The organism is Pseudactinotalea sp. Z1732 (assembly GCF_049724975.1).
GTDB lineage: Bacteria > Actinomycetota > Actinomycetes > Actinomycetales > Beutenbergiaceae > CALKWS01.
This window is the reverse complement of record NZ_JBMPQC010000004.1, coordinates 1-23,416: the sequence shown is the minus strand read 5'-3', so window position 1 is coordinate 23,416 and position 23,416 is coordinate 1. Positions and strand designations below refer to the sequence as shown.

The following is a 23,416-nucleotide window of genomic DNA, read 5'->3' as shown; positions in this document are numbered from 1 at the left end:
CAGGTGGGGGTGAGGCAGCATGGTCAGATCGCGCGACGCTTGAGCTTTCGGCGCTCGCGTTCGGACAGGCCACCCCAGATGCCGAACCGCTCGTCATTGGCCAGCGCGTACTCCAGGCACTCCGCGCGCACCTCGCAGGAGACACACACGCGCTTGGCTTCCCGGGTGGATCCGCCCTTCTCGGGGAAGAAGGCCTCCGGGTCGGTCTGGGCGCACAGCGCCCGCTCCTGCCAGCCGAGCGCTCCGTCGTCGTCGAAGGAGTCCAGGAGCAAGGGGGCATCGGGGCGGGGCGCTGGACCCGCCGCGGACATCCCGTCCGTCAGTGGCCCCTCTCCCAAGATATTCCACACGATGCTTTCCCCAATCTCAGATGCGGTGAGGCGACACTGCCGCCGTCTTGGGTAAATTACACGCGTGTTATCCGCTGGAGTCAAGCCCGGGCGTGATATTGCGAGGGTCGGCGGTTGCTGATATGCCGCGGTCCGCACCCGGATCGGCGCACCTTCGATGCCGGCCCGCCAACGGTGCACGCTACCGTGAGTCGATGGGAATCAAAGGTCTGCATGTGCCCGCCGGCACCACCCCGGCCCGGTTCGAGACCACCGTGGCCACCGAGCGCCCGGACCTTTTCACCGGCCCGTTCTCCTGGCCGGTGATGACGCTGGATGAGTCGGCACTGACCCACAACGTGACCACGATGGCCGATTTCTGCGCCCGCCACGGCTTCGACCTCGCACCGCACGTGAAGACGCACATGTCCGCCGGACTGTGGGAGCGTCAGCATGAGGCCGGAGCCTGGGGCGCCACCGTGGCCACCGCCGACCAGTTGCGCAAGGTCCGCGCCTGGGGAACCGAGCACATCCTGCTGGCCAACCAACTCACCGACGCCCGTGAACTGGCCTGGCTGGCCGAGCAGGCGATCGGCGCCGAGGGCGATGAGGACCTGCAGGTGTGGCTCTATGCCGACAGCCACGCCGGCGTGGACCTGCTCGCGGCGCACCTGGCCGCCCCGCAGGTGCGCGAGCGGGTCGGGGTGCTGATCGAGTGCGGCCATCCCGGTGGCCGCACCGGGGCGCGCACCCTCGCCGAGGTGACCGCGCTGGCCCGGGCGGCCGAGGCGGCCGGGCTGCGCGTGGTCGGGGTGAGCGGCTACGAGGGCAGTGTGGCCAAGGGCACCGATGCCGGCGCCCTGGCGGCAGTGGGCGAATTCTGCACCGGGCTGCTGCAGGCCGCCGACGCCGTCGCCGAGGAAGTCCCGGTCGAGGCGCCGGTGCTGAGCGTGGGCGGGAGCGCCTACCTGGACGTGGTGGAGTCGGTGCTCGCCCATGCCGACGTGACCGCGCGACATCGGGTGGTGGTGCGCTCAGGGGCCTACCTCAGCCACGACCACGGCATCTACGCCCGCTCCGACCCATGGTCGCGGATGCGCGAACCGGCTCGGTTGCGGCCGGCGCTGCGACTGTGGGCGCAGGTGCTCTCAGTGCCCGAACCGGGTCTGGTGCTGTGCGGCGCGGGGCGGCGCGACGCCCCGTTCGACGCCGACCTGCCGATCCCCCTGCGGGTGCACGCCGCCACCGGCAGCTCCTCCGGCGCGGGCAACGCCCGGGACCTGTCCGGAACCACCACCCGGTTGAACGACCAGCACCTGTTCCTGCACACCGACGACGCGGTGCAGGTGGGTGAGGTGATCGAGTTCGGCATCTCCCACCCATGCACCAGTTTCGACAAATGGCCCACCCTTCCCCTGCTGCGCGAGCACCGCGTGGTCGGCCTGGTCCACACCGAATTCTGAGCGCTGCGGCGCGCGTAGGGTGTGCTGTATGGCCGACGTGTCCGATCTGATCGCCTCCTGGCAGGGCCCGGAGGGTGCCCAACCGCGACTGACCTGGTACGGCCCCGGTGCCGAGCGGGTGGAACTGTCAGGACGCGTGCTGGCCAACTGGGTGATCAAGGTGGCGAACCTGCTCACCGAGGAGGCCGATGCCGAGCCCTCCACCATGGTGGCCATCGACCTGCCGGTGCACTGGCGGGCGCTGGTGTGGTCCCTCGGCGCATGGTTGACCGGGGCGCAGGCGCACCTGCGCCCGGGACGGCCGGACGACGACGTGATCGTCACCGAGCGACCCCAGGACGCCCCGGGCGGGCCTGCGGTGATCGCGGTGGCGCTGCCTGCGCTGGCGATGGCCTTCGACGGCGACCTGCCGGACGGGGTGATCGACGGCGCCGCGGACCTGATGACCTACCCGGATCAGTTGCTGACGCCCACCGACGCAGCAGACCTCGGTGCGGTGGCGGGGCCGGCCTGGTCCGGTCCCGAGCGGGTGCTGGTACCGGTGGCGGACCTGGCCCCTGAGCAGATGGTGGCCCGGGTGCTGGTGATGCTGCTCGGTGGCGCCTCGGTGGTGCTCGTGGCCGATGCGGGTGCCGACGCCGCTCACCTGGCGCGCGTCGAGGGCGCCGAGGTGGCGCACCACCACGGTACGCGGGACCAGGGCCCACAGGACCAGGGTCCGCAGGACCAGGGGCGATGATCACCGACCGGTTGCACCTGGTCCGCCACGCCCGGCCCCGGATCACCGAAGCCGCCCCGCCCCGGCAGTGGGAACTGGCAGCCGGCGCCGACGTCGGGCCGCTGCTCGGCGCCGGGGCGCTGCCCACCGCGGCCAGTTGGTTCACCTCGCCCGAGCCCAAGGCCCGTCAGAGTGCCGCGCTGCTGACCGGGGAGCCGGTGCAGGTGCTGCCCGCGCTGGCCGAGGTGGCCCGGGACGGCGCGCTGCTGCCTGCCGCGGAGTTCCGCGCCGCCACCCGGGACTACCTCACCACCGGGAAAGCACCGTCCGGTGCCACCTGGGAACCGCGGGTGGAGGCGACGATGCGGATCGTCGACGGCGCCCTGGCCGCGCTGGAGTCGAGCACCCACCCCGCATGCGTGCTGGTGGGGCACGGCACCGCCTTCACGCTGCTGGTGGCAGCGCTGGTGGGCGCGCCCCCGGACGCCGACGCGTGGGCGCGCCTGAACATGCCGGACCACTGCGAACTGGCCGCAGGCCCCGGCGGAGCCTTCGAGGTGGTCTCGCCCTGGGGCCGGTGGGCGCGGGCGGCTCGGTAGCGGGGTGCGCGGGGCGGTCACGCGTGGCGCGCAGGGTCCGATAGCGGGGCCGGGGCCGCCGTGCCGGGCCCAACACAACGGGGTAGGTTGAACACACCGGAGTTGTGAGGAGGCCAGATGTCAACGGAGAAGTTGTCCGAAGCCGACGTACGGGCCAAGGGCCTGGTGGACTGGGTCATCGAGGACCAGATGCTGCGCACCCGATGGCGCACCGGGGACTTCGCGACCGGGCTGCGGTTGTTGAACCTGATCGGGCATGCGGCCGAGGCCGCTGACCATCATCCCGACCTGGACCTGCGCTACCCGCACCTAGATGTGGCCCTGACCAGCCACGACGTGGGTGGACTGACCGAACGGGACGTGCTGATGGCCCGCCAGATCAGCGACCTGGCCGAGCGCGAGGGTGTCGTGGCGGCACCCCGGGACGTGGGCAGCGACTAGTCCCGCGGGATCGCCCCATGCAGATCCACCATCTGCCAGATCCATCCGGCGACCTGCTCGGCGCTGCCCGGCTCGCTGGAGCGCACCCAGGTGGCAATGATCGCGACGGCCGATCCGGTGATCGAGGCGGCGGCGATCGGCAGAGGCAGGCCACCGAGTTCTGAGCCGGCTGCGCGTGTGAGCAGCAAGCCCTCCAGGCGCTCGCGGATCCGGATCGGCACTCCGGCGGCGACTGCCTCGGAGAAGATCTGCCGGTACAGGGCGATGTTGTCGCGCACGTGCTCCATGTAGCGCACCAGCACCTGGTAGGCCTCCTCGGGCTCGAGGTCGGCGCTGACCTGGGTGAGCAGGTCGGAGGTGATGGCATCGAGCACGTCCACCAGCAACTCGCTCTTGTCCGCGTAGTGCTGGTAGAACGTACTGCGGTTGATGCCCGCGCTCTCGGCGATGTCGGCCACCGAGATCTCCTCGAAGTCGCGTCCACGGGCCAACCCGAGCAGGGCTTGGCGCAGCGAACTACGAGTGCGGGCGATGCGGGGGTCCATGGTGCTCATTGTGCCACCTCACCGACGTGATAAACAACACTTGTTGGTTATGCGACGGGTGTGGTGCAATGGGGCGGCCCTGCCCCTATCGGAAGGATCGCCGTGGCCACGTTGCTCTATCGGGTCGGACAATGGTCCGCGGGCCGCGCCGGCCGTGTGATCACGGCCTGGGCGCTGCTGCTCGCGCTCGCCGTCGGCGGCTTCCTGATGTTCGGTGGCACCCTGGCAGCGCAGTTCTCCATCCCCGGGACCGAGACCGAACGGGTGAACGAGCACCTGGAGGACCAACTGGACTCCAGTGCCACCGGCGGCACCGTGGTCTTCCACACCACCGGCGCCGCGAAGTTCACCGGCGACCAGCGCGAGCACATCAGTTCCGCCTTGGACCAGGTGGAGCAGGTAGAGCAGATCCCCGAGGTCATCGACCCCTTCGAAGCACAGCAGGAGCGGGCCGCGCAGGACGCCGAACTCGCCGAGGGCCTGGCCGAGATCGAGGAGAACCGGCCGCAGTTGCTCGAGGCGCAGGAAGGGCTCACCGCGGGCCTGGAGCAGGCCCGGGCCGTGGGTGCACCGGAGCAGGAGATCGCCGCCATGGAGGCCGAGCTGGACGAGGTCTCCGCCCAGCTGGTCACCCTGGAGGAACAGTCGGAGCAACTCGACCTGGCCGCTGACCTGGCGGCCCTGGCCGAGGACATCCGGACCGTCTCCGAAGACGAGTCCGTGGCGCTTGCCACGGTGCTGTTCGACGACGACGTCTTCTCCGTGCCCGAAGAGGTCAAGCAGGAGGTCATGGACGTCCTGGACGCCGCTGACCTGCCAGGTGTCCAGGTGGAGTACGGCGCCGAGATCGCCGCTTCGATCGACGGCCTGATCGGGGCCGGGGAGATCATCGGGGTGATCGGCGCCGCACTGGTCCTGATCCTGGTGTTCCGCGCGCTGCGCCCGGCGATGCTGCCGGTGCTGGCCTCACTGGTCGGCGTGGGCGTGGGGGTGGGCGGGTCGATGGCCTTCTCCGGCACGGTGGAGATGACCACCGTCACCCCGGTGCTCGGGCTGATGCTGGGCCTGGCCGTGGGCATCGACTACTCCCTGTTCATCATCTACCGCCACCGCCGGCAGGTGCGTGAGGGGATGGACGTGCGCGAGTCGATCGGACTGGCCAACGGCACGGCGGGCACCGCTGTGGTGTTCGCCGGCCTGACCACGATGATCGCGCTGCTGGCGCTGGCGATCACCGGGATCGAGTTCCTGGCCGTGATGGGCGTGGTCGCTGCGATCTGCATCGTCGTCGCCGTGCCGGTGGCCATCACCTTCACCCCGGCCGTGCTGGGTCTGATCGGGTCCGGGGTGTGGTCCCGCAAGGCACGCGAACGGGCTGCCAACGGTGCGGTCCCCACGCGCAGCACCGAGCCGATGGGCACCCTGCGTGCCGTGGCCACGGTGGTCATCGGCGTCGCCGCGCTGGCGGTGCTGGCGATCCCGGCCACCTCGATGCGTCTGGGACTGCCCGATGGCTCCTCCGAACCGCAGGACAACACCCAGTACCAAGCCTTCACGATCACCGCCCAGGCCTTCGGCGAGGGACAGAACGGGCCACTGGTGGTCACTGCCGATCTGCACGAGCCGGTAGCCGAGGACGAGGAACTGCAGGTCCAACTCGATCTGGCCACGGTGCTGGCCGGGCGCGCCGACGTCGCGGCGGTGGCGCCGGTGGGCACCTCCGCCGGCCGTGACTTCATGGCCTTCCAAGTGATCCCGATCGAAGGCCCCTCCAGTGAGTCCACCGAGGCGCTGGTGCGTGATCTGCGCGCGGCCTCGCCGTTGGTCGACGGCACCGAGTTGGGGGTGGCGGGGCTGGCCTCGGGCAACATCGACATCTCCGACCAGCTCGCCGACGCCCTGCCGGTGTACGTTCTGGTGGTCTTCGGCCTGTCGGTGGTGATCCTGATCGGGGTGTTCCGTTCCATCCTGGTACCGGTGCTGACCGCGCTGGGACTGGGGTTGTCACTGTTCGCCGCCCTCGGGGCCACCACCGCGGTCTTCCAGTGGGGTTGGTTCGGGGAAGCCTTCGGCGTGCACACCCCCGGGCCGCTGCTGAACTTCCTGCCGTTGCTGCTCACCGGCGTGCTGTTCGGGCTGGCGATGGACTACCAGTTGTTCATGGTTTCCGGGATGCGGGAGGCCTACGCCCACGGCACCCCTGCCCGCCGGGCGGTGACCGCAGGGTTCCACAACGGCCGGGTGGTGGTCAGCGTCGCTGCGTTGATCATGGTCGCGGTCTTCGGCGGGTTCGCCTTCTCCCAGATCACCATGGTGCGCCCGATGGGCTTCGCCCTGGCCGTGGGGGTGCTGTTCGACGCGTTCGTGGTGCGGATGCTGATCATCCCCGCGGCCATGCACCTGCTCGGCCGGGCCGCGTGGTGGATGCCGGCCTGGCTGGACCGGATCTCCCCGAACATGGATGTCGAGGGCGCAGCGCTGCAACGCACCCGCACCCGGGAGCGCGAACTCGCCGACGCCTGAGGGTTCACCCCAGGTCGAGCAGCACCTTCCCTGCGCCACTTCCGGGGTCGGCGGCGGTATCGAAGGCGAGCCGGGCCTGATCAAGGCTGAAGGTGTGGGTCAGGAGCGGTTCGACGTCCACCTGGCCAGCCAGCAGTGCCACGGCGTCGGTGATCTCATCGACGAATCGGTAGGAACCGCGCCACTCCACCTCCCGGGTGACCAGGTTACCCAGCACCGCCGGGCGGTCGGTCAGCGGCAGGTTCCCCACTTGCACCACCACACCGCCGCGGGCCACCGCCGCCAATACCGGGCCGAGGGCGGCCGCGGCGCCACTGGCCTCGATGACCACCGGCACATCGGCGGGCAGCTCCTCCCCCGCGGCGACGTTGACGGTGTGATCGGCTCCCAACTCGGCCGCGATCTGCAACGCGGCCGGTGCGATGTCCGCCGCGGTGACGCTGGCCGCGCCCCGTGCCCTGGCTGCCGCGACGCACAGCGCCCCGATCGGTCCGACCCCGTTGACCAGCACATCCTGTCCCTGCACCGAGCCCGCGCGATGCACCGCGTGCAGGGCCACGCCGAAGGGTTCGGCCACCGCGCCGTGCCGGGTGCTCACCCCCGGGGGCAGCACCCGGATCTGGCCGGCTTCGGCCAGCACGTACTGGGCGAAGGCTCCGTCCTGGTGCGGGGTGGGCGCTGCCGATCCCAGGTAGCGCACATCGTGGTGCAGGTTGGTCCGCTCCCCCAGGTGCGGCGCCAGTGGCCCGGGGCCATACCGGGCCGGATGCATCGTCACCGCTGTGCCCTCCGTCAGGCCGCTCACACCGGCCCCGGCCTGCGCGATCCGTCCGGCCACCTCGTGACCCAGGATCATCGGCGTGCGCAGGATGGCGGTGCCGGAGGTGCCGTGGGCGTAGTAGGCCAGGTCCGAGCCGCAGATACCCCCGAACTCCATCGCGACCAGCACCTGCCCGGTGCCAGGGGTGGGAACCTCACGTTCCTGCACCCGCAGGTCACCGGCGCCGTGGATCACTACTGCCTTCATGTCGGCTCTCCTTTCTCCGCGCTCATAGGCACCACTAGACCACCAGCCTGAGCAGCACCACGAATCCGAGTCCGACGACGGAGATGACGATTTCCATTGACGTGGCGAGGGGCTCCTTCTTTGCTGCCCCCACCGTTACCTCACCTGTCGTACACCGCCGGCCCCGGTCATGGCTCGGTGGCGTGGGCCCGGGAAGTCACCTGCACGGTGAAGCCGTCCTGCCACGGCACCAGGACCCACGGCACCAGCGGCGGGCGAGCCCGGGCGGACAGGGTGACCTCCACGGTCTGATCGTCCACCGCGCTCACCGAGACGACCCTGAAGTCGATGAAGGAATCGGTGACCACTTCGGGTGTTGCCGCCAATTGATCGCTTACCGCCTCATTCACGCTGGCGTCGGTCAGCACCAGACCGTCCGCTCCACCGGTGTCGTACCACCGTCCCACGTCAGCCGCATCGGCAGCGCCGGCGGCCAGCGAGTCGGCCAGGTTCCACAGACGCTTGCGCTCGATGTGCAGGTGAGAGACGGATGCGACCACCAGGACCAGGGCCAGAGTGACCAGCCCATAGACGATGGACAGCAGCATGATCTGGCCGTTCTCGTCGCCGGCACGGATGCGCATCGGGCGTGCTCGCCGGTCCGCCCGCATCAGCCCACCTCGCGATACCGCGGGATCGCCGTCATCGCATCCGCCTGAACCTGGGTCACGCTCGGTAGCGTGCCGGAGAGCATCGCCGGCATGCCGGGCAGGCCCACGTCGGTGCGCACCGAGATGTAGAGGTAGGACCCCGGCGTCAGGCACGGCTCGTGCTGGCACCTGATCTGGAGTGCCTGGGCGCCGTCGACGGCGATCCCCTGGTCGGCGAAGGACAGTTCCACCGCCAGGTGCGCAGCGGTCAACCCCTGCTCGAACGTCTCGGCACCTGCCAGCACCCGACCGGCCTCGCGGGCCGCTCCCTCGGCGGCGAAACCGCTCGCCTGGATCTGCGCCAGGGTCAGGATCAGGTACACGATCGGCACCAGCATCAGCAACGACACCCCGAGGAACTCCACCACGGCGCTGCCGCGCTCCCCCTCCCCCAACCGGGAGCGCACCGCCGCCCACGCACGGCGCAGGTCCCGCCGCTCGCTATTCACTCCAAGACCGCCCGCCCGCTCACGCTGATCACTCCGCCCGGGCCGAGCAGGCCCAGCACCGGCACCGGGCCGTGTACCTGCACCTGGACCAGGCTCACGCCCTCGTGGGTGATCATCCCTGCCTGTACCTGATCGGCGTAGGCGTTCGGCAATGCCGCGGTGATCAGTGCCCGGGTACGAGCCACCCCGTGATGCAACTCATGACCATCCAGGGCCGCATAGCGGGCCCCTTCGGCTGCCGAGTCGATGAGGATGTTACGCACGTGCAGGGTCAGCGCCAGTTGCATCAGTCCGAGCGTGAGCACCGTGACCAACAGGGAAACCAGGAGGAAGTCCACCACGGCCGAGCCCCGCTCACCTTCGGCGCTCACGCCCCCAGGATGCGCTCGATCGCCGTCTCGAAGACCTGGGTGAGCAGTTCCCCGGCCAGCGCCCAGATCAGTACCACCAACCCGGCGGTCATCAACGTGACTAGGCCCTGGTCTCACCAACCCAGACCGGCACCACCTCAACGATAGACCGTGGCCGGCCTGTCGTCACCACCACCCGGCTGATCAACCGTCGCAGGCCCGCGCGGCGCACGTCCACCGCCAGCACCTCCCAATCCTGCAGCAGGTCTGCCGCAACCTGCGGCGCGGACGCCTCCCGCGATGCCACCGAAGCGGCCAACCGCCGCGCCTCCACCATCCGCGCCCGCTCGTCCAGTTCGGCCACCACCTCCCGGTACGCCCCATCCGGGATGAGGCCCTCCACGTGCCCCCTGGTGGCCCGCACCAGTTGCTCCTGCACCGCCCCCGCCTCCCGGGCAAGCGCCCGCTCATCGTGGGCGTGCCGCCGCGACCTGACCGCAGTCAGAGCCCCCTGGGCGGTGGCATCGTCCACGTCCCCCGCCAAGTCCCGCAACCACGCCAGCACCTCGTCCTCAACCAGATGCATGGTGGCGTACCCGCCGCCATGGCGGCCCTGGTCGGCGGCCGCCTTGCACCGGAACTTCGCCACCCGCCCCGCCCCGAACTGCCCACCGGTCATCCCCGCACCGCACGCGCACCGCACCATCCCCGACAACAGATACTGGGACCGCTCCGAGGAACGCCTCACCCGACGGCCGGCGCGGGACACCTGGTACGCCTCCCACAGGCCCCGGTCGATCACCGGCTCGTGCACCCCAGGGTGCCGCTCCCCCGCAACGGTGATCAGGCCGGCACCGAAACCCGAGTCCAGCACCCGCCGTAGCGACCGGTCCGACCACACCCCACCCGACGTGCCATACCCCGGGCTGGTGCGATGCCCGTTGGCGTTCAGCCACCGCACCAACGAGTACACCGACTCCCCCGCCACATACCGGGCATACAACTGCGCCAGCACCGGCCCCGTCACCGGGTCCGGGCGGTGCACCTTCGCCCCCTGGTCGTAGGTGTATCCCCACCGGGGTTTACCGTTCGCCGGCAGGCCTGCCTTGACTCTGCGGGCGTGGGCTTCCCGCCACCCGTCGCCGATGCGGTCAGACTCAAACGCTGCAATCTCCGCAAGCATCCCCCGCGCCAACCGGCCCGTACTGGTCGTGGTGTCCACGGTCTCGGTGGAGGACTCCAGGCGGCCGCCGGCGGCCTCGATCGTGTCCACCGCCACCGCCCAGTCGCGACGGTTACGCGCCAGGCGGGACCATTTCCACACCACAATCACGTCAGCGTCCCTGGCCTCCACCAACGCGAGAGCCTGTTTGACGGCCGGGCGGGCCCAGGTGCGCCCACTGATCCCCGGGTCCGCGAGCACCTCGGTCACCACGTACCCCATGCGGGTGGCGTAGTCCCGCCCCGCGGTCTCCTGCAACTCGAGGCTGATCGACTCCTCACGATCCACACTCTGACGCAGGTACAGCACCGCCCGCGGCGGCACATCAGGCACAACATGGGGCCGCATCAGGCACCTCCTTCGGTCTGCTCATACATGGTTTGGATCGCCGTCCGCTCCGCCTTCGTCAGCGACGCGAGCCGGTCCATGAACACCTCCACCGTCACCCACAACTCCTCCGCCGCCTCCTCCCACGACTCCGTCCACGCCATCACATCCATCAACCGGAAGGTGCCGATCAGCCGGTGCGCGGTCTCCACCCGCACCGACAACTCCTCCCCCGGGGAACACTCCCGAGTGTGCCCACGTTCGATATGGATCAACTCATGCGTCGCCGCACACCGCCGCTGCACCTGCAACAGACGGGTGTCCATGAAGATCCGGGAACGCCCATCAGTGGACGCGATCAGGCCCGGTGGTTGGTCCGTCCAATGCACGTCAATGTGCGGGTTACTGCGCAACGCGCGCCAAGGGTGAAACATACCGCTGGACCGTAGGCGCAGGGTGTGACATCAACCCCTTGCGCGACGGGTGGCAGCGATAATCTGCGGGCCGACCGCGATAACGCCGACAAGGCCCGCAATAATCCCCGCGGCGGACTCGCCGGCAATGATGAGCCCGCCCGCCAATAGGATGATCAACCAAGGCAGGAACGAAACCCCGACCGTGGAGGCCCGGAGCGCGAAAGCCTCAGCGTCAACCGGGACCCGCTCCACCTCGATCCTCGCCCGGTGGGACTCTTCGGCCATGCGGATGATGCGTTCCGCAGATCCCGGCACGACGTTCTCGAAACCGGAGAGCATCGCAGGGTGCGGGATAGGGCCCGCGAACTCAACAGCGACGACGCTGTGTTCGTCTACTTCTGGGAATGACCCCTGGACTGGCTCTCCTGCTGGATCGCCTGTTCCAGGCTCCGCCCCACGTCCTTCCACGCCTCGGCCGTGTAGTCGATCGACGCTGCTTCCCGGCTGAGTTCGCGAAGGCGCGTCGGGTCTGGGGCCAATCCCATCCGCATCCCCCGGCTGATCCCCTTCAACACTGCTTGTGTCGGGCTCATGGTTGGACTCTACCTCCTCCTCGCCTTCGCGCTCGCCAAAACCGTCCCTACTAGGGGAACGATTATCGCGTGGCTCCTGTTCCGGACTCACGCCTCGTCACCGTCCTCCTCGCCCGGCGGCACTTGTGTTTCCTCTCCTGTGGTGGTGTCGGGTGGGTTGCCGGGCTCGCCGGCCATCGCGGCCAGGCCGAACCGGGCCGGCCTGGCGTTGGTCTCGTTCTCTATGGGGGCGGGATGCTTCGCATTGCCCACCACCTCCTCACTCTCCTTGGCGCGTTCGAACCGGCGCGCTATCTCTGCCAGCAACTCGGCGTCCGACGCTGACCGCAAGGGTGCGGCCTGGCCGGTGCTGAGGTGATCGGCGAGCACGGCGCGGATCTTCGCCGCCCGGTTGCGCGGGATGGACTCTCCGCGCTCCCAGTTGCCCACTGTGCGCTGTGAGACGCCGACGCGCTGGGCCAGTTCGGCTTGCGTCATTCCGCCGCGTTGGCGGGCGTCTCGGATCTCTTGCGCGTTGATCATGGGAGGGAGCCTCGTGAGGAAAGTTGAGGAAAGCAAGGAGGGCAAGATGCAGCCTAGACCCCCTCGGATCGGAAAACCACGGGCGTAACTACATCGCATAACCGCAGGTCAGCGCCCACTTTCACCATATTGCCCTTTCCTGCTTGACAGTCTTTCCTCTTGTTGCCTATGCTCTTCCACATGAGCAAACGACTGATCAACGGCCCCGCGGTCCGGGCCATACGCGAGTTGCTCGGGGTGAAGCACGGGGTGTTCGCCATCGATTGCGACATCACCCCCGGCTACCTGACCAACATCGAAAAGGGCCGCAAGCAACCGGCGCCGCACGTTCAAGTGGCCATCGCCAAGCGTCTCGGGCAACCCCTCGACGCGATCACCTACGTGGTCACCAACCAGGACGCCGCCTAACCCCAGGCAGCAAGAAGCCCCCGCCAGTCCGTCCAGACGCAACGAGGGCAACTCACAACGAAAGGAACCATACCAATGTCCGTCATCACCCTGAACAGCACCGATCGCACCATCACCCCCGCTGACCTGGTCTGGGAGAACCCCCCAGAGCGCAAGCAAGACGCCGGCATCTACGCCGCAGTCGCCGCAGCACTCAAGGCCAAGCCCGGACAGTGGGCCGTGCTGCGCACCTTCAAGTCGGCCTCCAAGCGTCGCGCCTGGTCCTTCGCGTCCGTCATCAACTCGGGCAAGTTGGTCGACTTCCGCAACACACCCGGCGGCGGATTCGAAGCCACCGCCCGCACCAGCGACGACGGCTCAGTGCGCGTGTACGTGCGCTACCAGCCCGGCCTGTCCGACCAGGACGCCGCCTGATGGGCACCAGCCGCGAGCAGGCGATCAAGGCCGCCGGGCAGGCCTTCGCCGAGGCGTACCAACTCCTGGACGAACTGCCCGTGGAGGAGGCCGCACGCCGCGCCTACACCCCCACCGGCCCGCCGTTGGCCGAACTCGAGGCACGCATCCGCGCACGCCGCGCCAAGCGGCACAACGACGCCGCCTGAACCACCCAATAGCGAAGCCCCCACACCACCAACCAAGACGACGTGAGGGCTTCACCGAACGAAAGGAAGCCTACCCAATGGGCACCACAACCCGCACCCTCTCCATCAACCTGCCCTTGCCGGTCCCGGTGGACATGGAGGACTACGCCGACCGGCCCATGACGGCCACGGCCGTGCAATACCAGACGATCCTCTGGCCGGACGGGCACACCGTGCGCGTCACGACCGTGTTCGCAGACGACGCCAGCAACCGCTCCATCTACACCCTGACCGACCTGCCCCACGGCATCCCCGACGCACCCCAGTGGTACCTGGACGCCGCCGACGCGATGGTCGCCGAACTGGCCCAGGTGGTGGCGTCATGAGCATCCTCCGCTTCCCGTCCCTGTCCCAACTCCTGGGCCTCGGCCGCGACACCGCCACCACCGAACCCGCCCCGGAGTGGGTGCACCCCTACCCCGACCCCCACGAGTCCGGTGAGGAGTACCGGGCCCGCTACCTGACCCACACCACCAACGAGGGTGTGGTGGCGCGCATGGTCGAGTTCGACGTCGACGGGCACGTGGACCCCACCACCCGCCCCCTGTACCGCAAGGGGGACCGATGAGCACCACCAGCCGACTCAACCCCGCCCACTACACCGGCGACGACGGCCTCATCGACCAGGCCACCTACGTCGAGGACCTCATCGCCGAACGCGGCGACGAACTCCGCGCCCGCTGGAAAGAAGGGGCCGACCAATGAGCACCCACCTGGACGCCCCGTTGGTGCACGCGCTCCTCACCGGCGAAACCGGCGACCCCCGCCTCACCCCCAACGCCACCCCCCGCACCCGGGCAGCCATCGAAGACGCCGCGTTCATGGCACACACCGGCGAAACCCTCCCCGGCGCAGCCAAACGCCTCGGACTGAGCGTCAACGGCCTGAAACGCATGCTGCACCGCCACGGGCAGCACCGCATCGCCTCCCGCCTCCGAACCAACACCACCCAGAAGGGGACCTGAACCCATGACCACCACCGACACCGACCGCATCACCGAACTCGAACAACTGGTCCTTGAGGACCTGAAACTGCGGGAGCAGGAAGAAGCCGTCAAGGAGCGCCGCGCCCAGATCAAAGCCGTCCTCGCCGAGGAGTTGGGCGACGGCACCCACGACCTCGCAGGGTCGAAGGTGATCGTCACCCGCCCCCGCCGCCTCGACACCAAGGCCGCCGAAAAGGCGCTCCCGTTCACTGACCGGCCGGGCCTGTACGAGGCCCGCATCAGCAGCGCGCTGTTGAAGCGCCACCTCTCCCCAGCCGAACTCGAGCGGTTCCAGACGGTCGGCAACCCCACGGTCACGGTGCGCTGACATGGGCATCTACCCGCGCACGAAGATCGTCGACCGTCAGCGCAACATAGCCGGCGGCGAGTTCTGGACCGAGGAGGAGCACACACCCGGCCTCATCCGCCGCCGCCTCGTAGTGGCCCAGCCCTGGGTCGAGGAGCGCACCGACTGCTTCTGCTGCTCGTGCGATAACACCGAGTACGGCACCCGGGTGGGCTCAGACCCGCACTGCCGCAACCACGGCTTCGCCGCCGAGCGGCCGTGCGAGACGCACAACATGCCCGGCCAGACGAACGAGGACGGCGTCATGCCCGCCAGCGTGCAGAAGGCGAGGGCGTCATGACCGCCACAACAGCGCTGCCCCCACGCCACGCCCCCTACGTGGGCGGTGACGCCGACGAGGCCCTACGCGAGGCGCGGTGGGTGATCGAACACGCCATCACCCACCAGCCCCGCTCCCTCCAAGAACGCATCGGACCCTCCGAGATCGGGAACCCGTGCGACCACTGCCTCGCCGCCAAGTTGGCCGGCTGGAAGCAGACCGAGGACGGCGTCCCCTGGCTGCCGTTCCTCGGCACCGCCGCACACACCGCCCTCGAAGAAGCATTCATCGCCCACGAAAACGCCCGCAACGCCAACCACACTGGTGGGCGCCGCTACCTCGTCGAGCAGAAGGTGATGGTCGGCCACATCGGCGGGGAAGAGATCTGGGGCTCCTGCGACCTCTTCGACACCGCCGTCGGCATGACCCTGGACTGGAAGATCGTCGGGCCCACCACCCTCAAACGCGCCCGCTCCGGACCCTCCCAGGTTTACCGCACCCAGGCTCATCTGTATGGGCGCGGGTACGCCAACGCTGGGCACCGGGTGGAGCACGTAGCGATCGCCTACCTTCCTCGCGGGTCCGTCACCCTCAACGACGCCATCTGGTGGACCGAGCCGTACAACGAAACGGTCGCCGTCAAGGCGCTCGAGCGGGCCAACAGGTTGCACACCAACCTCGCCGCCCTCGCCCAGGTCGGCACCGAGGTGCGCGATGCGTGGATCACGAACCTGGACCGCGCCGACGGCTGCTTCGAATGCCACCGCTACAGCGACAAGCCCGCAGGTCTGCCCCGCCCCGGCCGGTCCCGTGTGCATGACGACCTGGCCGGCCTCATACCCCCCACCGGCAACACCGCCCGTGGGACCAACGCCGCCTAGCGCGGCACCTACACACAAGAGGAAGAAGCAGAAGATGTCTCAGACGACAGCAGATCAGGCTAATCAGTACCTCATGGGTGGCGGCGGTGGCCCCACCTGGAAGTTCGACTCCGAAGGCGTCCGCAAGGTCGGCACGATCGCGTCCCCGCCGACTGCCCGTCAGGAAACTGAGTACGACCCGAACAACCCCGGCGGGGGCGCCCCGAAATTCTTCCCCTCCGGCGACCCGATCATGGGCATCGTCGTGGAAGTCCAAACCGACGAACGCGACCCGTCGGTGGACAACGACGAGGGCGTCCGCACCCTGTACCTGGAAGGCCGACGATTGAAAGAGGCCACCCGGGCCGCTGTGCGCGCCGCCGGCGCAAACGGCCTCGAGGTGGGCGGGAAGTTGGACATCACCCTCACCCACTACGACACCCCGGGCGATCGCCGCAGCGGGCGCAACTGGACCATCGTCTACACACCCGCAGGGAACGCCGCCCTCATGGGTGACCAGGAGGTGGGTGGGCAGCCGTCCGCACCCGCCACGCCCCCGGTGTCCGCGCCCGCACCGGCTTCGGCCCCCGCACCCGCACCCGCGGCGGCGGCGGAGTCTCCGGCGGACAAAGCCAAACAGTTAAAGGGCCTGGGTTTGTCGGAGGAGCAGATCGCCGCCCAGTTGGGCCTGGACACCTCCGTCGTCCAAATGCTCATCGCCGCTTGACAGGCGGCAGCCACGAACTAGCGGCATCCCCGGTGCGAGCCCGGGGCGTGGCACCAACACCACACCCACGGAAAGGAGCGCCCAGGTGGCACCCGTCAGCCGCGACGTGGTCCGCATGGCCTTGGACGCCGCACAAGACCGCCTCAACCGCGCCGCCCCCCACTGCGACAACCCCCAAACCGTGATCGACCTACAGGCCCGCATCAACCAACTCAGGGCCCGCGCCAACGAACTGGAGACCCAACGATGACCACCCTGCACACCATCGACACCCACCCCACCCAAGCCGCCCGCGACCTGATGACCACCAGCGAAACCGAGATCCACGCCCCGCCGACCGGTGACGGGCTGGTGGTGCTGGCACGCGCCCAGGGGCTGATCGAGGAGGCGCTGCGATGAGCCGCGACCTGATCCACGCCACACTCAGCGCCGTCATCGGTGTCGTCACAAGCGCCTCGGGTTTCTACTCCGGCTCCACGCTCCAAGCATGGGCCGGCGGCGTGTTCGTCGGCCTATCGTTCGCATGGGTTGGCGTGTGGGCAGCGACGAGGGCCGATTCGTGAGCCACCGTCTCCACGCACGCCGACCAGCCCCCCACTTCGGCAACCGCGACGCACGCCGCCCCATCGACCGCCGCGACTCCAACCCCGCCCGCGCACTCGGCCACCTACTCGCCGGCTCGCTCGGTGTCCTGGCCTGGGTCGCCGTCATCTACGCACTCGTGTGGATCGCGAGCGTGCCCGCATGAGCCCAGCCGAGCGACTAGCGCACGACCAGGTGGGCGGTGGCCGATGACCGAGCCAACCATCGCCCCCACCCTCGGCGGACGCGGCCCCGACTGGGAAGCCATCAGCGCCGCCAGGACCGCACCGCACCAGCACGCCGTGCACGTCACCACCGTCAGCCAATGGACCACCACCGGCAGGCCCACCCCCCGCGAGGCATTCGACAGCCGCCGCAAACGCCTACGGGACGCCGGCACCGAGCACCACGCCGACCCCAAGACGCTGACCCTCACCTTCACCGAGCGCGGCGGCGACCACGTGACCCTCACCTACGCACCCATCGAAGGAACGTCATGAGTATCGACCTGGCCGCTCTGCGTGAGTTCGCAGACCTCCCGTCCTGGACCGACGAGGACGGTCATGCCGCACTGCTGGCGCTCCCGGCCCTGCTCGCTGAGGTCGAGAACCTGCGCTGCACCACTGAGGCCGATCTTGAGTACCAGCGCCGCCTCGAAGCCCGCCTCGCCGCCGTCGAAGCCCTCGCCGACGAATGGCAGCGCGAACTGGACGAGTACCGCATCCGAGACGAGAACGCCCGCTACTGCTGGGCCACCGCCGCCCGGGAAGTCCGTGCTGCTCTCGCGGCCCCCACCGACACCACCAAGGAGAACTGACATGCCACACACCGACCCGAACGACTCGATCCAGTCCCTCGCCCGCATCGCCCAGGCAGCAGCGCGCCTCATGGCCGACATGCACCGCTACGGCGGGGCGATCGACGTGCACGAGGAGATCGACCACATGCAGGGCAACCTCAACCTCGTCCGCAAGGAGGTGTCCCGGTGACCGCCGCTGACCGCCCGTCCGTCACCGACAACGCCCGCGCCGAGGCATGGGCCGAGGGCTACGGCGCGGGTATCGAGCGCGGCCAGGGACTGGAGCGCACCGGGCACCTGGCGACCCGTCGCCACGAACTCGGGCCTGCTCCTCGCAACCCGTACCTGTCCGCTGGCCGCGCCGAGCCGCCCACCGCGACCGTCGAGGACGCGGCGCGAGTGCTGTGGGAGCACGACAACGCGCTGGGCACGACGCCTGCGTGGCGCGTTTCCGTGCTCCGCGACGCCCTCGCTGGCCTGCTCGCCACGGCCCGCCCCGAGGCCGATACCGAAACCGTGGCGCGGGTGCTCTACGAATCCGGGACCGGCTTCACGCTGACCAAGGGCAAGCCGTGGGAGGGGCTCACGGATCGCTCACGCGAAAACGTGCGCCGCCAAGCCCAAGCCCTCCTAGCCCACTTCCACATCACCGAGAGGCAGCAATGAGCAACGACGGCCTACGCGAGCAGGTGGCGCGAGAGATCGTCGCATCGGTGAGGGGGCGGCGATGGGGCGACATGACTCCGCTGATGATTGCCGACGCCCTCATGCCACTCATCCGCGAGGCGCAGGCACGGGCACTCACCGATGCGGCAGACCGTTTATCAGGGGCCACCGAAGGCCCGCAGCGCGAAGGCACCGCCAGATGGCCCCAGGTGCACCGCGAGGTCTACAGCCTGGCAATCGATGAGGCGCAGGTCGCGTTACGTGACCTCGCCGCCGCCTACACCGAAAGGACCGACCGATGAGCGAGCGCACGCCCACCACCGAGGACGTGCGTCACGGGTACGCCTGGCTGAGTGCTGGCGACAACCCCGGCGCACGTGAGGCTGCCGAAGGGGACTTCGACACATGGCTCGCAGCCCACGACGCCCAGGTCCGCGCCGAGATCGCCGAGCAGATCGCGCAGGCTATCGAGGCTATTGACGAACGATCAGTGCTGGATCGCAAAGACGCCCTGCTCATGTGCGCCCGCATCGCCAGCGAACACAGCGGTGCGCAATGACCACCCTCCCCCCAAACACCCCCGTCATCATCCGCGCCACCGGCCGCACCGGCACCATCACCGGGCACCTCCAAGACCCCTACGGCGGACAGTTCGCCGTCAACGTGGACGGGCGCAGGACGTGGCACCGGGCCGGGGAACTGGAAGCCGTCACGAACGAGAGAGGAGACCGGGCGTGAACCTCCACATCACCTGGCCCATCGAAAACCCCGACCAAACCCTCAAACAACTACGCGCAGAAGCCCACAACAGCCTCCAACTCACCCTCACCACCCACGGACTCACCCCCCAAGGGCGACCCACCTGGACCTTCACCCACGGCCAACACCCAGCACTACACGTCCGCATCCCCGTACAGGAGCACAAACAGTGACCGCCGTCAAAGCAATCCAAACCCGTTACGCCGGATGCCACTTCCGCTCCCGCCTCGAAGCCCGCTGGGCCGTCTTCTTCGACCACCTCGGCATCACCTGGGAATACGAACCCCAAGGCGTCATAGTCACCGACCGCATCACCGGCATGAGCGTCAACGAACACCCCTACCTACCGGACTTCTGGCTCCCCGACCTCGGCCTCTGGGCAGAGGTCAAAGGCCACCTCACTCCAGCAGAGGCTCAGAGCCTCATCAACGCCGCCGCCTCCCTCTCGAGCAACGACGGCGGCGGCTGCCACGACGCCGGCGGTAACGACCTCCTCGTCCTAGGGCCCGTGCCCCGCCCCGGCCGAACCCGAACAACACGCCCCATACGGCTCCACATGCACAAAGGCGACCTCATCGCCACCCCGTGGGACTGCGGTCAATACGACGGCGACCCCCACGGGTCAGGCCCCGGTCCTATCACCTACAACACCGTCGCCTGCGACAGCGGCGACATCCACGCCACCGGAGAACAACTCCTCACCGGCCTACAGACCCGGCAAAACACCCACGTCGAAGTCGCCTACACCGCGGCCCGCTCCGCCCGCTTCGAACACGGCCAGAACGGACCAACCCCATGACAGCACCACAGATCCTCACCCTGGCCGACCTCCTAAACCTCATCCACACCCCCGGCGAACACACCTCCATCAACCACCAAGGCCCAAGACAACAATTCACCTCCCGCATCCTGCCCAGCACCACAGCCGGCGCCTACGCAGCCACCCTCCAAAACGTCAACATCTGGTACGGGGTCAACCCCATCAGACCCAGCGCCACCGGCCGCGGCAAAGCCGAAGACATCACCCGCCTAGCCGCCCTCTACGTCGACCTCGACATCAAACCCGACGGCCTCGACTCATTCGAAACCGCCCGAGCAGTCATCAACGACCTCTCCACCATGCTCGGCACCCGCCCCACCGCGATCGTCAACTCCGGCAACGGCCTACAACCCATCTGGGCCACCGACCCCGACGACCCCGCACTAACCGACCACACCACCACCACCGCGCTCCTACGCCGCTTCGGCCGCCTCGTCACCACCGTCGCCGCAGCCCACGGCGGGCAAGCCGACCACGTCTTCGACCTACCCCGGATCCTGCGCGCACCAGGCACCACCAACCACAAAAACCCCGCCCAACCCGTACCCGTCGTCGCCGTCACCGACACCGGCTACCCCCTTGACGCCGCCACAATCAACGACACCCTCCTGGGCTACGGCGTCCCCGAACAACCCGAAGACCAAGAGCAACTCGGCGAAACCCTCTCCCCACCAGCCACCTGGGAACACGCCGAACACACCTGCCTATACGCACAGAAAATGGTCACCGGCTGGGCCGCCGACACACCCACCGCCCGCCACCCCTGGCTCCTCGCGCAAGCCACCCGCCTCGCCGCCCTACACCGCCTCGGCTGCCTCACCAAAGAAGACCACCACCAAGCCGCCCAAGCCCTCCGAGACCGCTTCCGGCACCTCCTGACCAACAACCCGCCCCGGGAAGAAGCCCGCGGAGAGTTCCACGGCGCCCTCCAATGGGGCACCCAACGCATCGCCACCATGCCCGAAACCCGAGCCCGCCGCGAAGTCGGCGACCACCCCCACCAACACAACCCCCTCCAAGGCCTCATCACCAACCCACCACCCCCACCACCCCCACCACACCACCTCACCCCCGTGCCACCACCCACCGACGGCGCCACCGCCCTGGCCGCACAGGAACCCGACCCAGAGCCAGCGCCACCGCAACGCCTACCGGCCCCCAACGAAGACAACACCGCCCTACTCCTCGTAGACCGCCACCAACACGAAATCCGCCACTGCTCCGGCCGCGGCACCTGGCTCACCTGGACCGGACACCGCTGGAGCAACGACGACAACGACCACATCCACGAACTCATCCGCACCATCGCCCGCAACCTACCCGAAGGAGAAGGCTGGGCCACCTACAAGAAACGCGCACTGTCCTACAACGGCATCCGCTCCATCGCAGGCCTCGCCCGCTCAGACCGGCGAACCGTCACCCCCGCCGAACACCTCGACGCCCACCCCTACGAACTCAACACACCCACCGGCGTCATCAACCTCCGCACCGGCGAACTCAGACCACCAGACCCCGCGGCCCTCCACACCCGCTCCACCATCATCGCCCCCGACTTCAACCAACCCACCCCCATGTGGGACCGCTTCCTCGCCGACACCTTCGCCGGCGACCCCGACATGACCACCTTCATCGCCCGCGCCGTCGGCATGTCCCTCATCGGCCAAGTACGCGACCAGGTGTTCTTCTTCGCCTTCGGATCCGGCGCCAACGGCAAATCAACCCTCATGGCCGTCCTCCAACACATCATCGGCACCGGCGCCAGCGGATACGCCGGCACCGCCCCCGCCGAAATGCTCCTAGCCACCAGAAACCGTGGCCACCCCACCGAACTCGCCAGACTCTCCGGACAACGCCTCGTCGTCACCTCAGAACTCGACGACGGCCAAAGATTCGACGAAGCCCGAATCAAAGAACTCACCGGCAAAGACCACATCACCGCACGATTCATGCGACAAGACTTCTTTGACTTCTCCCCCACGCACACCCTCTGGCTCCTCGCAAACCACCAACCACAAGTCCGCGTCGGCGGAATGGCGTTCTGGCGCCGAGTAAGAATGCTCCCGTTCGTACACACCGTCCCAGAACACGCACGAATCCCCGACCTCGAAGAACAACTCATCAAAAACGAAGGCCCCGGAATACTCGCCTGGGCAATCCGCGGAGCCGCCGACTACCTCGACCGCGGAGCACTACACGAACCCCCAGCCGTACTCGCCGCCACCGAAGACTACGAAGCCGGCCAAAACACCGTCGGCCGCTTCGTCGAAGACATGTGCGACGTCGGAGACCCCAACCACCAACACATGCACATCCGATCATCCCAACTGCGCGCAGCCTACGAATCCTGGTGCACCGAAGAGGGCGTCGAACCCGTCGCACCACGATCCTTCACCCTGGCACTCAAATCCCAATTCGGAGTCGAAACCACCCGCACCAACGCGGCCCGCTACCTCGACGGAATCCGCCTGAAGGACTTCGAAGAAGCGTCACCCGAAGCGTCACTCGAAGACGACGAAGAGGCCTGGTGGCAACGATGAACCCCCAAATCGTGACGCATACCCCCCAAAAAGTGACGCTTCGTGACGCATCCACACCGCACATGTGTCACCGGTATTACCGCAGGTCACAGCCGATAGCGCCGCACAGCGTGACGCAAGTGACACAACTTCTCGACATACCCCTTAACGCGCGCGCTATCGGCTCCATACAGAACCAGCGTCACATGCGTCACGCACCGGCAGGCACCCCATGACCCGCATACCCGCCCACGTCCAGAAGAACATCGAACGCAAACTCGGCGCACCCCTGCGTTACGCCAACGGCACCTTCCACCCCGACCGCTGCCCCAACTGCCGCACGTGGACCCTCTACGGCCTCAACAACACCATGACCCGCCTCGACCCCACACCCCTCACACACGCCCTCGAACAAGCCGCCCTCCTCCTCGGCCGCTGGACCTACCAACTCCACCACACCCCCGGCCACTTCGAAATCACACCCCGAGGCACCCCCACCGGCCCCATAAGCAAACTCCACCCACCCCCAGGCCCCGAATGCATTGTTATCCCCGAACACAAGTGCAATAAGCCGTTCCTCGCACCACCCATTCCCATCACCCGGCCCAAACCAAAACCAATACCCCACAACACCAAACCGCCCTACTAGAGAAAGGACACACGTAATGCGCCTATTAGCAATAGACCCCGGCAATACCGAATCCGGATGGGTCGTCATCGACACCACCACCCGCCGGCCCTTGGAATTCGACAAGAGCACCAACCCCGACCTCCTGGCCGAGATCGGCCTCGGGGCACTCAACTTCGACCAAG

41 protein-coding genes are annotated in these 23,416 nt (G+C 68.4%); 30 read left to right on the top strand and 11 right to left on the bottom strand.

The features are described from left to right. Positions 1-23: 23 nt before the first annotated feature. Complete coding sequence (locus tag ACPL7H_RS09440; protein ID WP_424788658.1) at positions 24-311, bottom strand: WhiB family transcriptional regulator; 288 nt, start codon at positions 309-311, stop codon at positions 24-26. 233 nt (positions 312-544) lie between these two features. On the opposite strand from ACPL7H_RS09440, the gene ACPL7H_RS09435 reads away from it, so the two are divergent. From ACPL7H_RS09435 to ACPL7H_RS09420, 4 genes are all read left to right on the top strand, one after another. Beyond that, positions 545-1,792: an alanine racemase gene (locus tag ACPL7H_RS09435; protein ID WP_424796697.1), complete on the top strand. Its 1,248-nt coding sequence runs from the start codon at positions 545-547 to the stop codon at positions 1,790-1,792. Positions 1,793-1,820: 28 nt separating this feature from the next. Next, the gene (locus ACPL7H_RS09430; RefSeq protein WP_424796696.1) at positions 1,821-2,531 is read left to right on the top strand and encodes a TIGR03089 family protein; all 711 of its coding nucleotides are present in this window, start codon (positions 1,821-1,823) and stop codon (positions 2,529-2,531) included. Continuing rightward, positions 2,528-3,109: a histidine phosphatase family protein gene (locus ACPL7H_RS09425; protein WP_424796695.1), complete on the top strand. Its 582-nt coding sequence runs from the start codon at positions 2,528-2,530 to the stop codon at positions 3,107-3,109. Before ACPL7H_RS09430 ends, ACPL7H_RS09425 begins: the two co-directional genes overlap by 4 nt. Before the next feature lie 117 nt (positions 3,110-3,226). Further along, positions 3,227-3,550: a 4a-hydroxytetrahydrobiopterin dehydratase gene (locus tag ACPL7H_RS09420; protein WP_424788662.1), complete on the top strand. Its 324-nt coding sequence runs from the start codon at positions 3,227-3,229 to the stop codon at positions 3,548-3,550. Here ACPL7H_RS09420 and ACPL7H_RS09415 read toward each other — a convergent pair. Then, positions 3,547-4,104 (bottom strand): TetR/AcrR family transcriptional regulator, encoded by a 558-nt coding sequence (locus ACPL7H_RS09415; protein WP_424788663.1) that lies wholly within the window; start codon positions 4,102-4,104, stop codon positions 3,547-3,549. The genes ACPL7H_RS09420 and ACPL7H_RS09415 overlap by 4 nt on opposite strands. Positions 4,105-4,197: 93 nt before the next feature. Between ACPL7H_RS09415 and ACPL7H_RS09410 the strand changes: the two genes are divergently transcribed. Beyond that, on the top strand, positions 4,198-6,618 hold the full coding sequence (locus ACPL7H_RS09410; protein ID WP_424796694.1) for an MMPL family transporter: 2,421 nt from the start codon (positions 4,198-4,200) through the stop codon (positions 6,616-6,618). Between the two features lie 4 nt (positions 6,619-6,622). On the opposite strand, the gene ACPL7H_RS09405 is transcribed toward ACPL7H_RS09410, so the two are convergent. The 9 genes from ACPL7H_RS09405 to ACPL7H_RS09365 all read right to left on the bottom strand — a co-directional run bounded on the left by ACPL7H_RS09405 (position 6,623) and on the right by ACPL7H_RS09365 (position 12,213). Further along, positions 6,623-7,645, bottom strand: a complete 1,023-nt coding sequence (locus tag ACPL7H_RS09405; RefSeq protein ID WP_424796693.1) for an L-idonate 5-dehydrogenase — start codon at positions 7,643-7,645, stop codon at positions 6,623-6,625. Positions 7,646-7,812: 167 nt separating this feature from the next. After that, entirely contained in the window at positions 7,813-8,295 is a 483-nt protein-coding gene (locus ACPL7H_RS09400) for a pilus assembly protein TadG-related protein (RefSeq protein WP_424796692.1), read from the bottom strand. Continuing rightward, positions 8,295-8,783, bottom strand: coding sequence for a pilus assembly protein (locus tag ACPL7H_RS09395; RefSeq protein WP_424796691.1), 489 nt, complete (start codon positions 8,781-8,783; stop codon positions 8,295-8,297). The genes ACPL7H_RS09400 and ACPL7H_RS09395 overlap by 1 nt, the downstream gene beginning before the upstream one ends. Next, positions 8,780-9,154: a TadE/TadG family type IV pilus assembly protein gene (locus ACPL7H_RS09390; protein WP_424796690.1), complete on the bottom strand. Its 375-nt coding sequence runs from the start codon at positions 9,152-9,154 to the stop codon at positions 8,780-8,782. Before ACPL7H_RS09390 ends, ACPL7H_RS09395 begins: the two co-directional genes overlap by 4 nt. A 100-nt stretch (positions 9,155-9,254) precedes the next feature. Further along, the gene (locus ACPL7H_RS09385) at positions 9,255-10,703 is read right to left on the bottom strand and encodes a recombinase family protein (protein ID WP_424796689.1); all 1,449 of its coding nucleotides are present in this window, start codon (positions 10,701-10,703) and stop codon (positions 9,255-9,257) included. Continuing rightward, the gene (locus tag ACPL7H_RS09380) at positions 10,703-11,116 is read right to left on the bottom strand and encodes an ImmA/IrrE family metallo-endopeptidase (RefSeq protein ID WP_424796688.1); all 414 of its coding nucleotides are present in this window, start codon (positions 11,114-11,116) and stop codon (positions 10,703-10,705) included. Before ACPL7H_RS09380 ends, ACPL7H_RS09385 begins: the two co-directional genes overlap by 1 nt. Positions 11,117-11,146: 30 nt before the next feature. Continuing rightward, positions 11,147-11,437 (bottom strand): DUF2335 domain-containing protein, encoded by a 291-nt coding sequence (locus tag ACPL7H_RS09375; protein WP_424796687.1) that lies wholly within the window; start codon positions 11,435-11,437, stop codon positions 11,147-11,149. Positions 11,438-11,490: 53 nt separating this feature from the next. Continuing rightward, entirely contained in the window at positions 11,491-11,691 is a 201-nt protein-coding gene (locus ACPL7H_RS09370) for a hypothetical protein (RefSeq protein WP_424796686.1), read from the bottom strand. An 87-nt stretch (positions 11,692-11,778) separates the two neighbouring features. After that, complete coding sequence (locus ACPL7H_RS09365) at positions 11,779-12,213, bottom strand: helix-turn-helix domain-containing protein (RefSeq protein ID WP_424796685.1); 435 nt, start codon at positions 12,211-12,213, stop codon at positions 11,779-11,781. A gap of 180 nt (positions 12,214-12,393) precedes the next feature. Here ACPL7H_RS09365 and ACPL7H_RS09360 point away from each other — a divergent pair, with 180 nt between their 5' ends. The 25 genes from ACPL7H_RS09360 to ACPL7H_RS09240 all read left to right on the top strand — a co-directional run bounded on the left by ACPL7H_RS09360 (position 12,394) and on the right by ACPL7H_RS09240 (position 22,624). After that, positions 12,394-12,621: a helix-turn-helix domain-containing protein gene (locus tag ACPL7H_RS09360; RefSeq protein ID WP_424796684.1), complete on the top strand. Its 228-nt coding sequence runs from the start codon at positions 12,394-12,396 to the stop codon at positions 12,619-12,621. Positions 12,622-12,696: 75 nt separating this feature from the next. Further along, positions 12,697-13,035 carry a hypothetical protein gene (locus ACPL7H_RS09355; protein WP_424796683.1) on the top strand — a complete coding sequence of 113 codons (339 nt, stop codon included), beginning with the start codon at positions 12,697-12,699 and terminating at the stop codon, positions 13,033-13,035. Next, a complete protein-coding gene (locus ACPL7H_RS09350) occupies positions 13,035-13,223 on the top strand; it encodes a hypothetical protein (protein ID WP_424796682.1) in 189 nt (62 codons plus the stop codon). Before ACPL7H_RS09355 ends, ACPL7H_RS09350 begins: the two co-directional genes overlap by 1 nt. A gap of 77 nt (positions 13,224-13,300) precedes the next feature. Beyond that, entirely contained in the window at positions 13,301-13,588 is a 288-nt protein-coding gene (locus ACPL7H_RS09345) for a hypothetical protein (RefSeq protein WP_424796681.1), read from the top strand. After that, the gene (locus tag ACPL7H_RS09340) at positions 13,585-13,830 is read left to right on the top strand and encodes a hypothetical protein (protein WP_424796680.1); all 246 of its coding nucleotides are present in this window, start codon (positions 13,585-13,587) and stop codon (positions 13,828-13,830) included. The genes ACPL7H_RS09345 and ACPL7H_RS09340 overlap by 4 nt, the downstream gene beginning before the upstream one ends. After that, positions 13,827-13,967 carry a hypothetical protein gene (locus ACPL7H_RS09335; protein ID WP_424796679.1) on the top strand — a complete coding sequence of 47 codons (141 nt, stop codon included), beginning with the start codon at positions 13,827-13,829 and terminating at the stop codon, positions 13,965-13,967. Before ACPL7H_RS09340 ends, ACPL7H_RS09335 begins: the two co-directional genes overlap by 4 nt. Beyond that, positions 13,964-14,227: a hypothetical protein gene (locus tag ACPL7H_RS09330; RefSeq protein ID WP_424796678.1), complete on the top strand. Its 264-nt coding sequence runs from the start codon at positions 13,964-13,966 to the stop codon at positions 14,225-14,227. Before ACPL7H_RS09335 ends, ACPL7H_RS09330 begins: the two co-directional genes overlap by 4 nt. A gap of 4 nt (positions 14,228-14,231) precedes the next feature. After that, entirely contained in the window at positions 14,232-14,576 is a 345-nt protein-coding gene (locus ACPL7H_RS09325) for a hypothetical protein (protein WP_424796677.1), read from the top strand. Between the two features lies 1 nt (position 14,577). Then, positions 14,578-14,895 carry a hypothetical protein gene (locus ACPL7H_RS09320; RefSeq protein WP_424796676.1) on the top strand — a complete coding sequence of 106 codons (318 nt, stop codon included), beginning with the start codon at positions 14,578-14,580 and terminating at the stop codon, positions 14,893-14,895. Further along, complete coding sequence (locus ACPL7H_RS09315; protein ID WP_424796675.1) at positions 14,892-15,755, top strand: hypothetical protein; 864 nt, start codon at positions 14,892-14,894, stop codon at positions 15,753-15,755. Before ACPL7H_RS09320 ends, ACPL7H_RS09315 begins: the two co-directional genes overlap by 4 nt. Before the next feature lie 34 nt (positions 15,756-15,789). After that, positions 15,790-16,461, top strand: coding sequence for a hypothetical protein (locus ACPL7H_RS09310; protein WP_424796674.1), 672 nt, complete (start codon positions 15,790-15,792; stop codon positions 16,459-16,461). Between the two features lie 85 nt (positions 16,462-16,546). After that, on the top strand, positions 16,547-16,711 hold the full coding sequence (locus ACPL7H_RS09305; protein WP_424796673.1) for a hypothetical protein: 165 nt from the start codon (positions 16,547-16,549) through the stop codon (positions 16,709-16,711). Further along, a complete protein-coding gene (locus ACPL7H_RS09300) occupies positions 16,708-16,860 on the top strand; it encodes a hypothetical protein (protein ID WP_424796672.1) in 153 nt (50 codons plus the stop codon). The genes ACPL7H_RS09305 and ACPL7H_RS09300 overlap by 4 nt, the downstream gene beginning before the upstream one ends. Beyond that, on the top strand, positions 16,857-17,024 hold the full coding sequence (locus ACPL7H_RS09295; protein ID WP_424796671.1) for a hypothetical protein: 168 nt from the start codon (positions 16,857-16,859) through the stop codon (positions 17,022-17,024). The genes ACPL7H_RS09300 and ACPL7H_RS09295 overlap by 4 nt, the downstream gene beginning before the upstream one ends. Continuing rightward, complete coding sequence (locus ACPL7H_RS09290) at positions 17,021-17,209, top strand: hypothetical protein (protein ID WP_424796670.1); 189 nt, start codon at positions 17,021-17,023, stop codon at positions 17,207-17,209. The genes ACPL7H_RS09295 and ACPL7H_RS09290 overlap by 4 nt, the downstream gene beginning before the upstream one ends. Before the next feature lie 43 nt (positions 17,210-17,252). Next, the gene (locus ACPL7H_RS09285; RefSeq protein WP_424796669.1) at positions 17,253-17,543 is read left to right on the top strand and encodes a hypothetical protein; all 291 of its coding nucleotides are present in this window, start codon (positions 17,253-17,255) and stop codon (positions 17,541-17,543) included. Next, positions 17,540-17,860 (top strand): hypothetical protein, encoded by a 321-nt coding sequence (locus ACPL7H_RS09280; protein ID WP_424796668.1) that lies wholly within the window; start codon positions 17,540-17,542, stop codon positions 17,858-17,860. Before ACPL7H_RS09285 ends, ACPL7H_RS09280 begins: the two co-directional genes overlap by 4 nt. A gap of 1 nt (position 17,861) precedes the next feature. Then, positions 17,862-18,032, top strand: a complete 171-nt coding sequence (locus tag ACPL7H_RS09275; protein WP_424796667.1) for a hypothetical protein — start codon at positions 17,862-17,864, stop codon at positions 18,030-18,032. After that, positions 18,029-18,508 (top strand): hypothetical protein, encoded by a 480-nt coding sequence (locus ACPL7H_RS09270; protein ID WP_424796666.1) that lies wholly within the window; start codon positions 18,029-18,031, stop codon positions 18,506-18,508. The genes ACPL7H_RS09275 and ACPL7H_RS09270 overlap by 4 nt, the downstream gene beginning before the upstream one ends. Then, positions 18,505-18,810, top strand: coding sequence for a hypothetical protein (locus ACPL7H_RS09265; RefSeq protein ID WP_424796665.1), 306 nt, complete (start codon positions 18,505-18,507; stop codon positions 18,808-18,810). The genes ACPL7H_RS09270 and ACPL7H_RS09265 overlap by 4 nt, the downstream gene beginning before the upstream one ends. Next, positions 18,807-19,067, top strand: coding sequence for a hypothetical protein (locus tag ACPL7H_RS09260; RefSeq protein WP_424796664.1), 261 nt, complete (start codon positions 18,807-18,809; stop codon positions 19,065-19,067). The genes ACPL7H_RS09265 and ACPL7H_RS09260 overlap by 4 nt, the downstream gene beginning before the upstream one ends. After that, entirely contained in the window at positions 19,064-19,246 is a 183-nt protein-coding gene (locus ACPL7H_RS09255) for a hypothetical protein (RefSeq protein ID WP_424796663.1), read from the top strand. The genes ACPL7H_RS09260 and ACPL7H_RS09255 overlap by 4 nt, the downstream gene beginning before the upstream one ends. Further along, a complete protein-coding gene (locus ACPL7H_RS09250) occupies positions 19,243-19,440 on the top strand; it encodes a hypothetical protein (RefSeq protein ID WP_424796662.1) in 198 nt (65 codons plus the stop codon). Before ACPL7H_RS09255 ends, ACPL7H_RS09250 begins: the two co-directional genes overlap by 4 nt. Beyond that, positions 19,437-20,066: a hypothetical protein gene (locus ACPL7H_RS09245; protein ID WP_424796661.1), complete on the top strand. Its 630-nt coding sequence runs from the start codon at positions 19,437-19,439 to the stop codon at positions 20,064-20,066. The genes ACPL7H_RS09250 and ACPL7H_RS09245 overlap by 4 nt, the downstream gene beginning before the upstream one ends. Further along, positions 20,063-22,624, top strand: coding sequence for a DNA primase family protein (locus tag ACPL7H_RS09240; protein WP_424796660.1), 2,562 nt, complete (start codon positions 20,063-20,065; stop codon positions 22,622-22,624). The genes ACPL7H_RS09245 and ACPL7H_RS09240 overlap by 4 nt, the downstream gene beginning before the upstream one ends. The last annotated feature ends 792 nt before the right edge of the window (positions 22,625-23,416 follow it).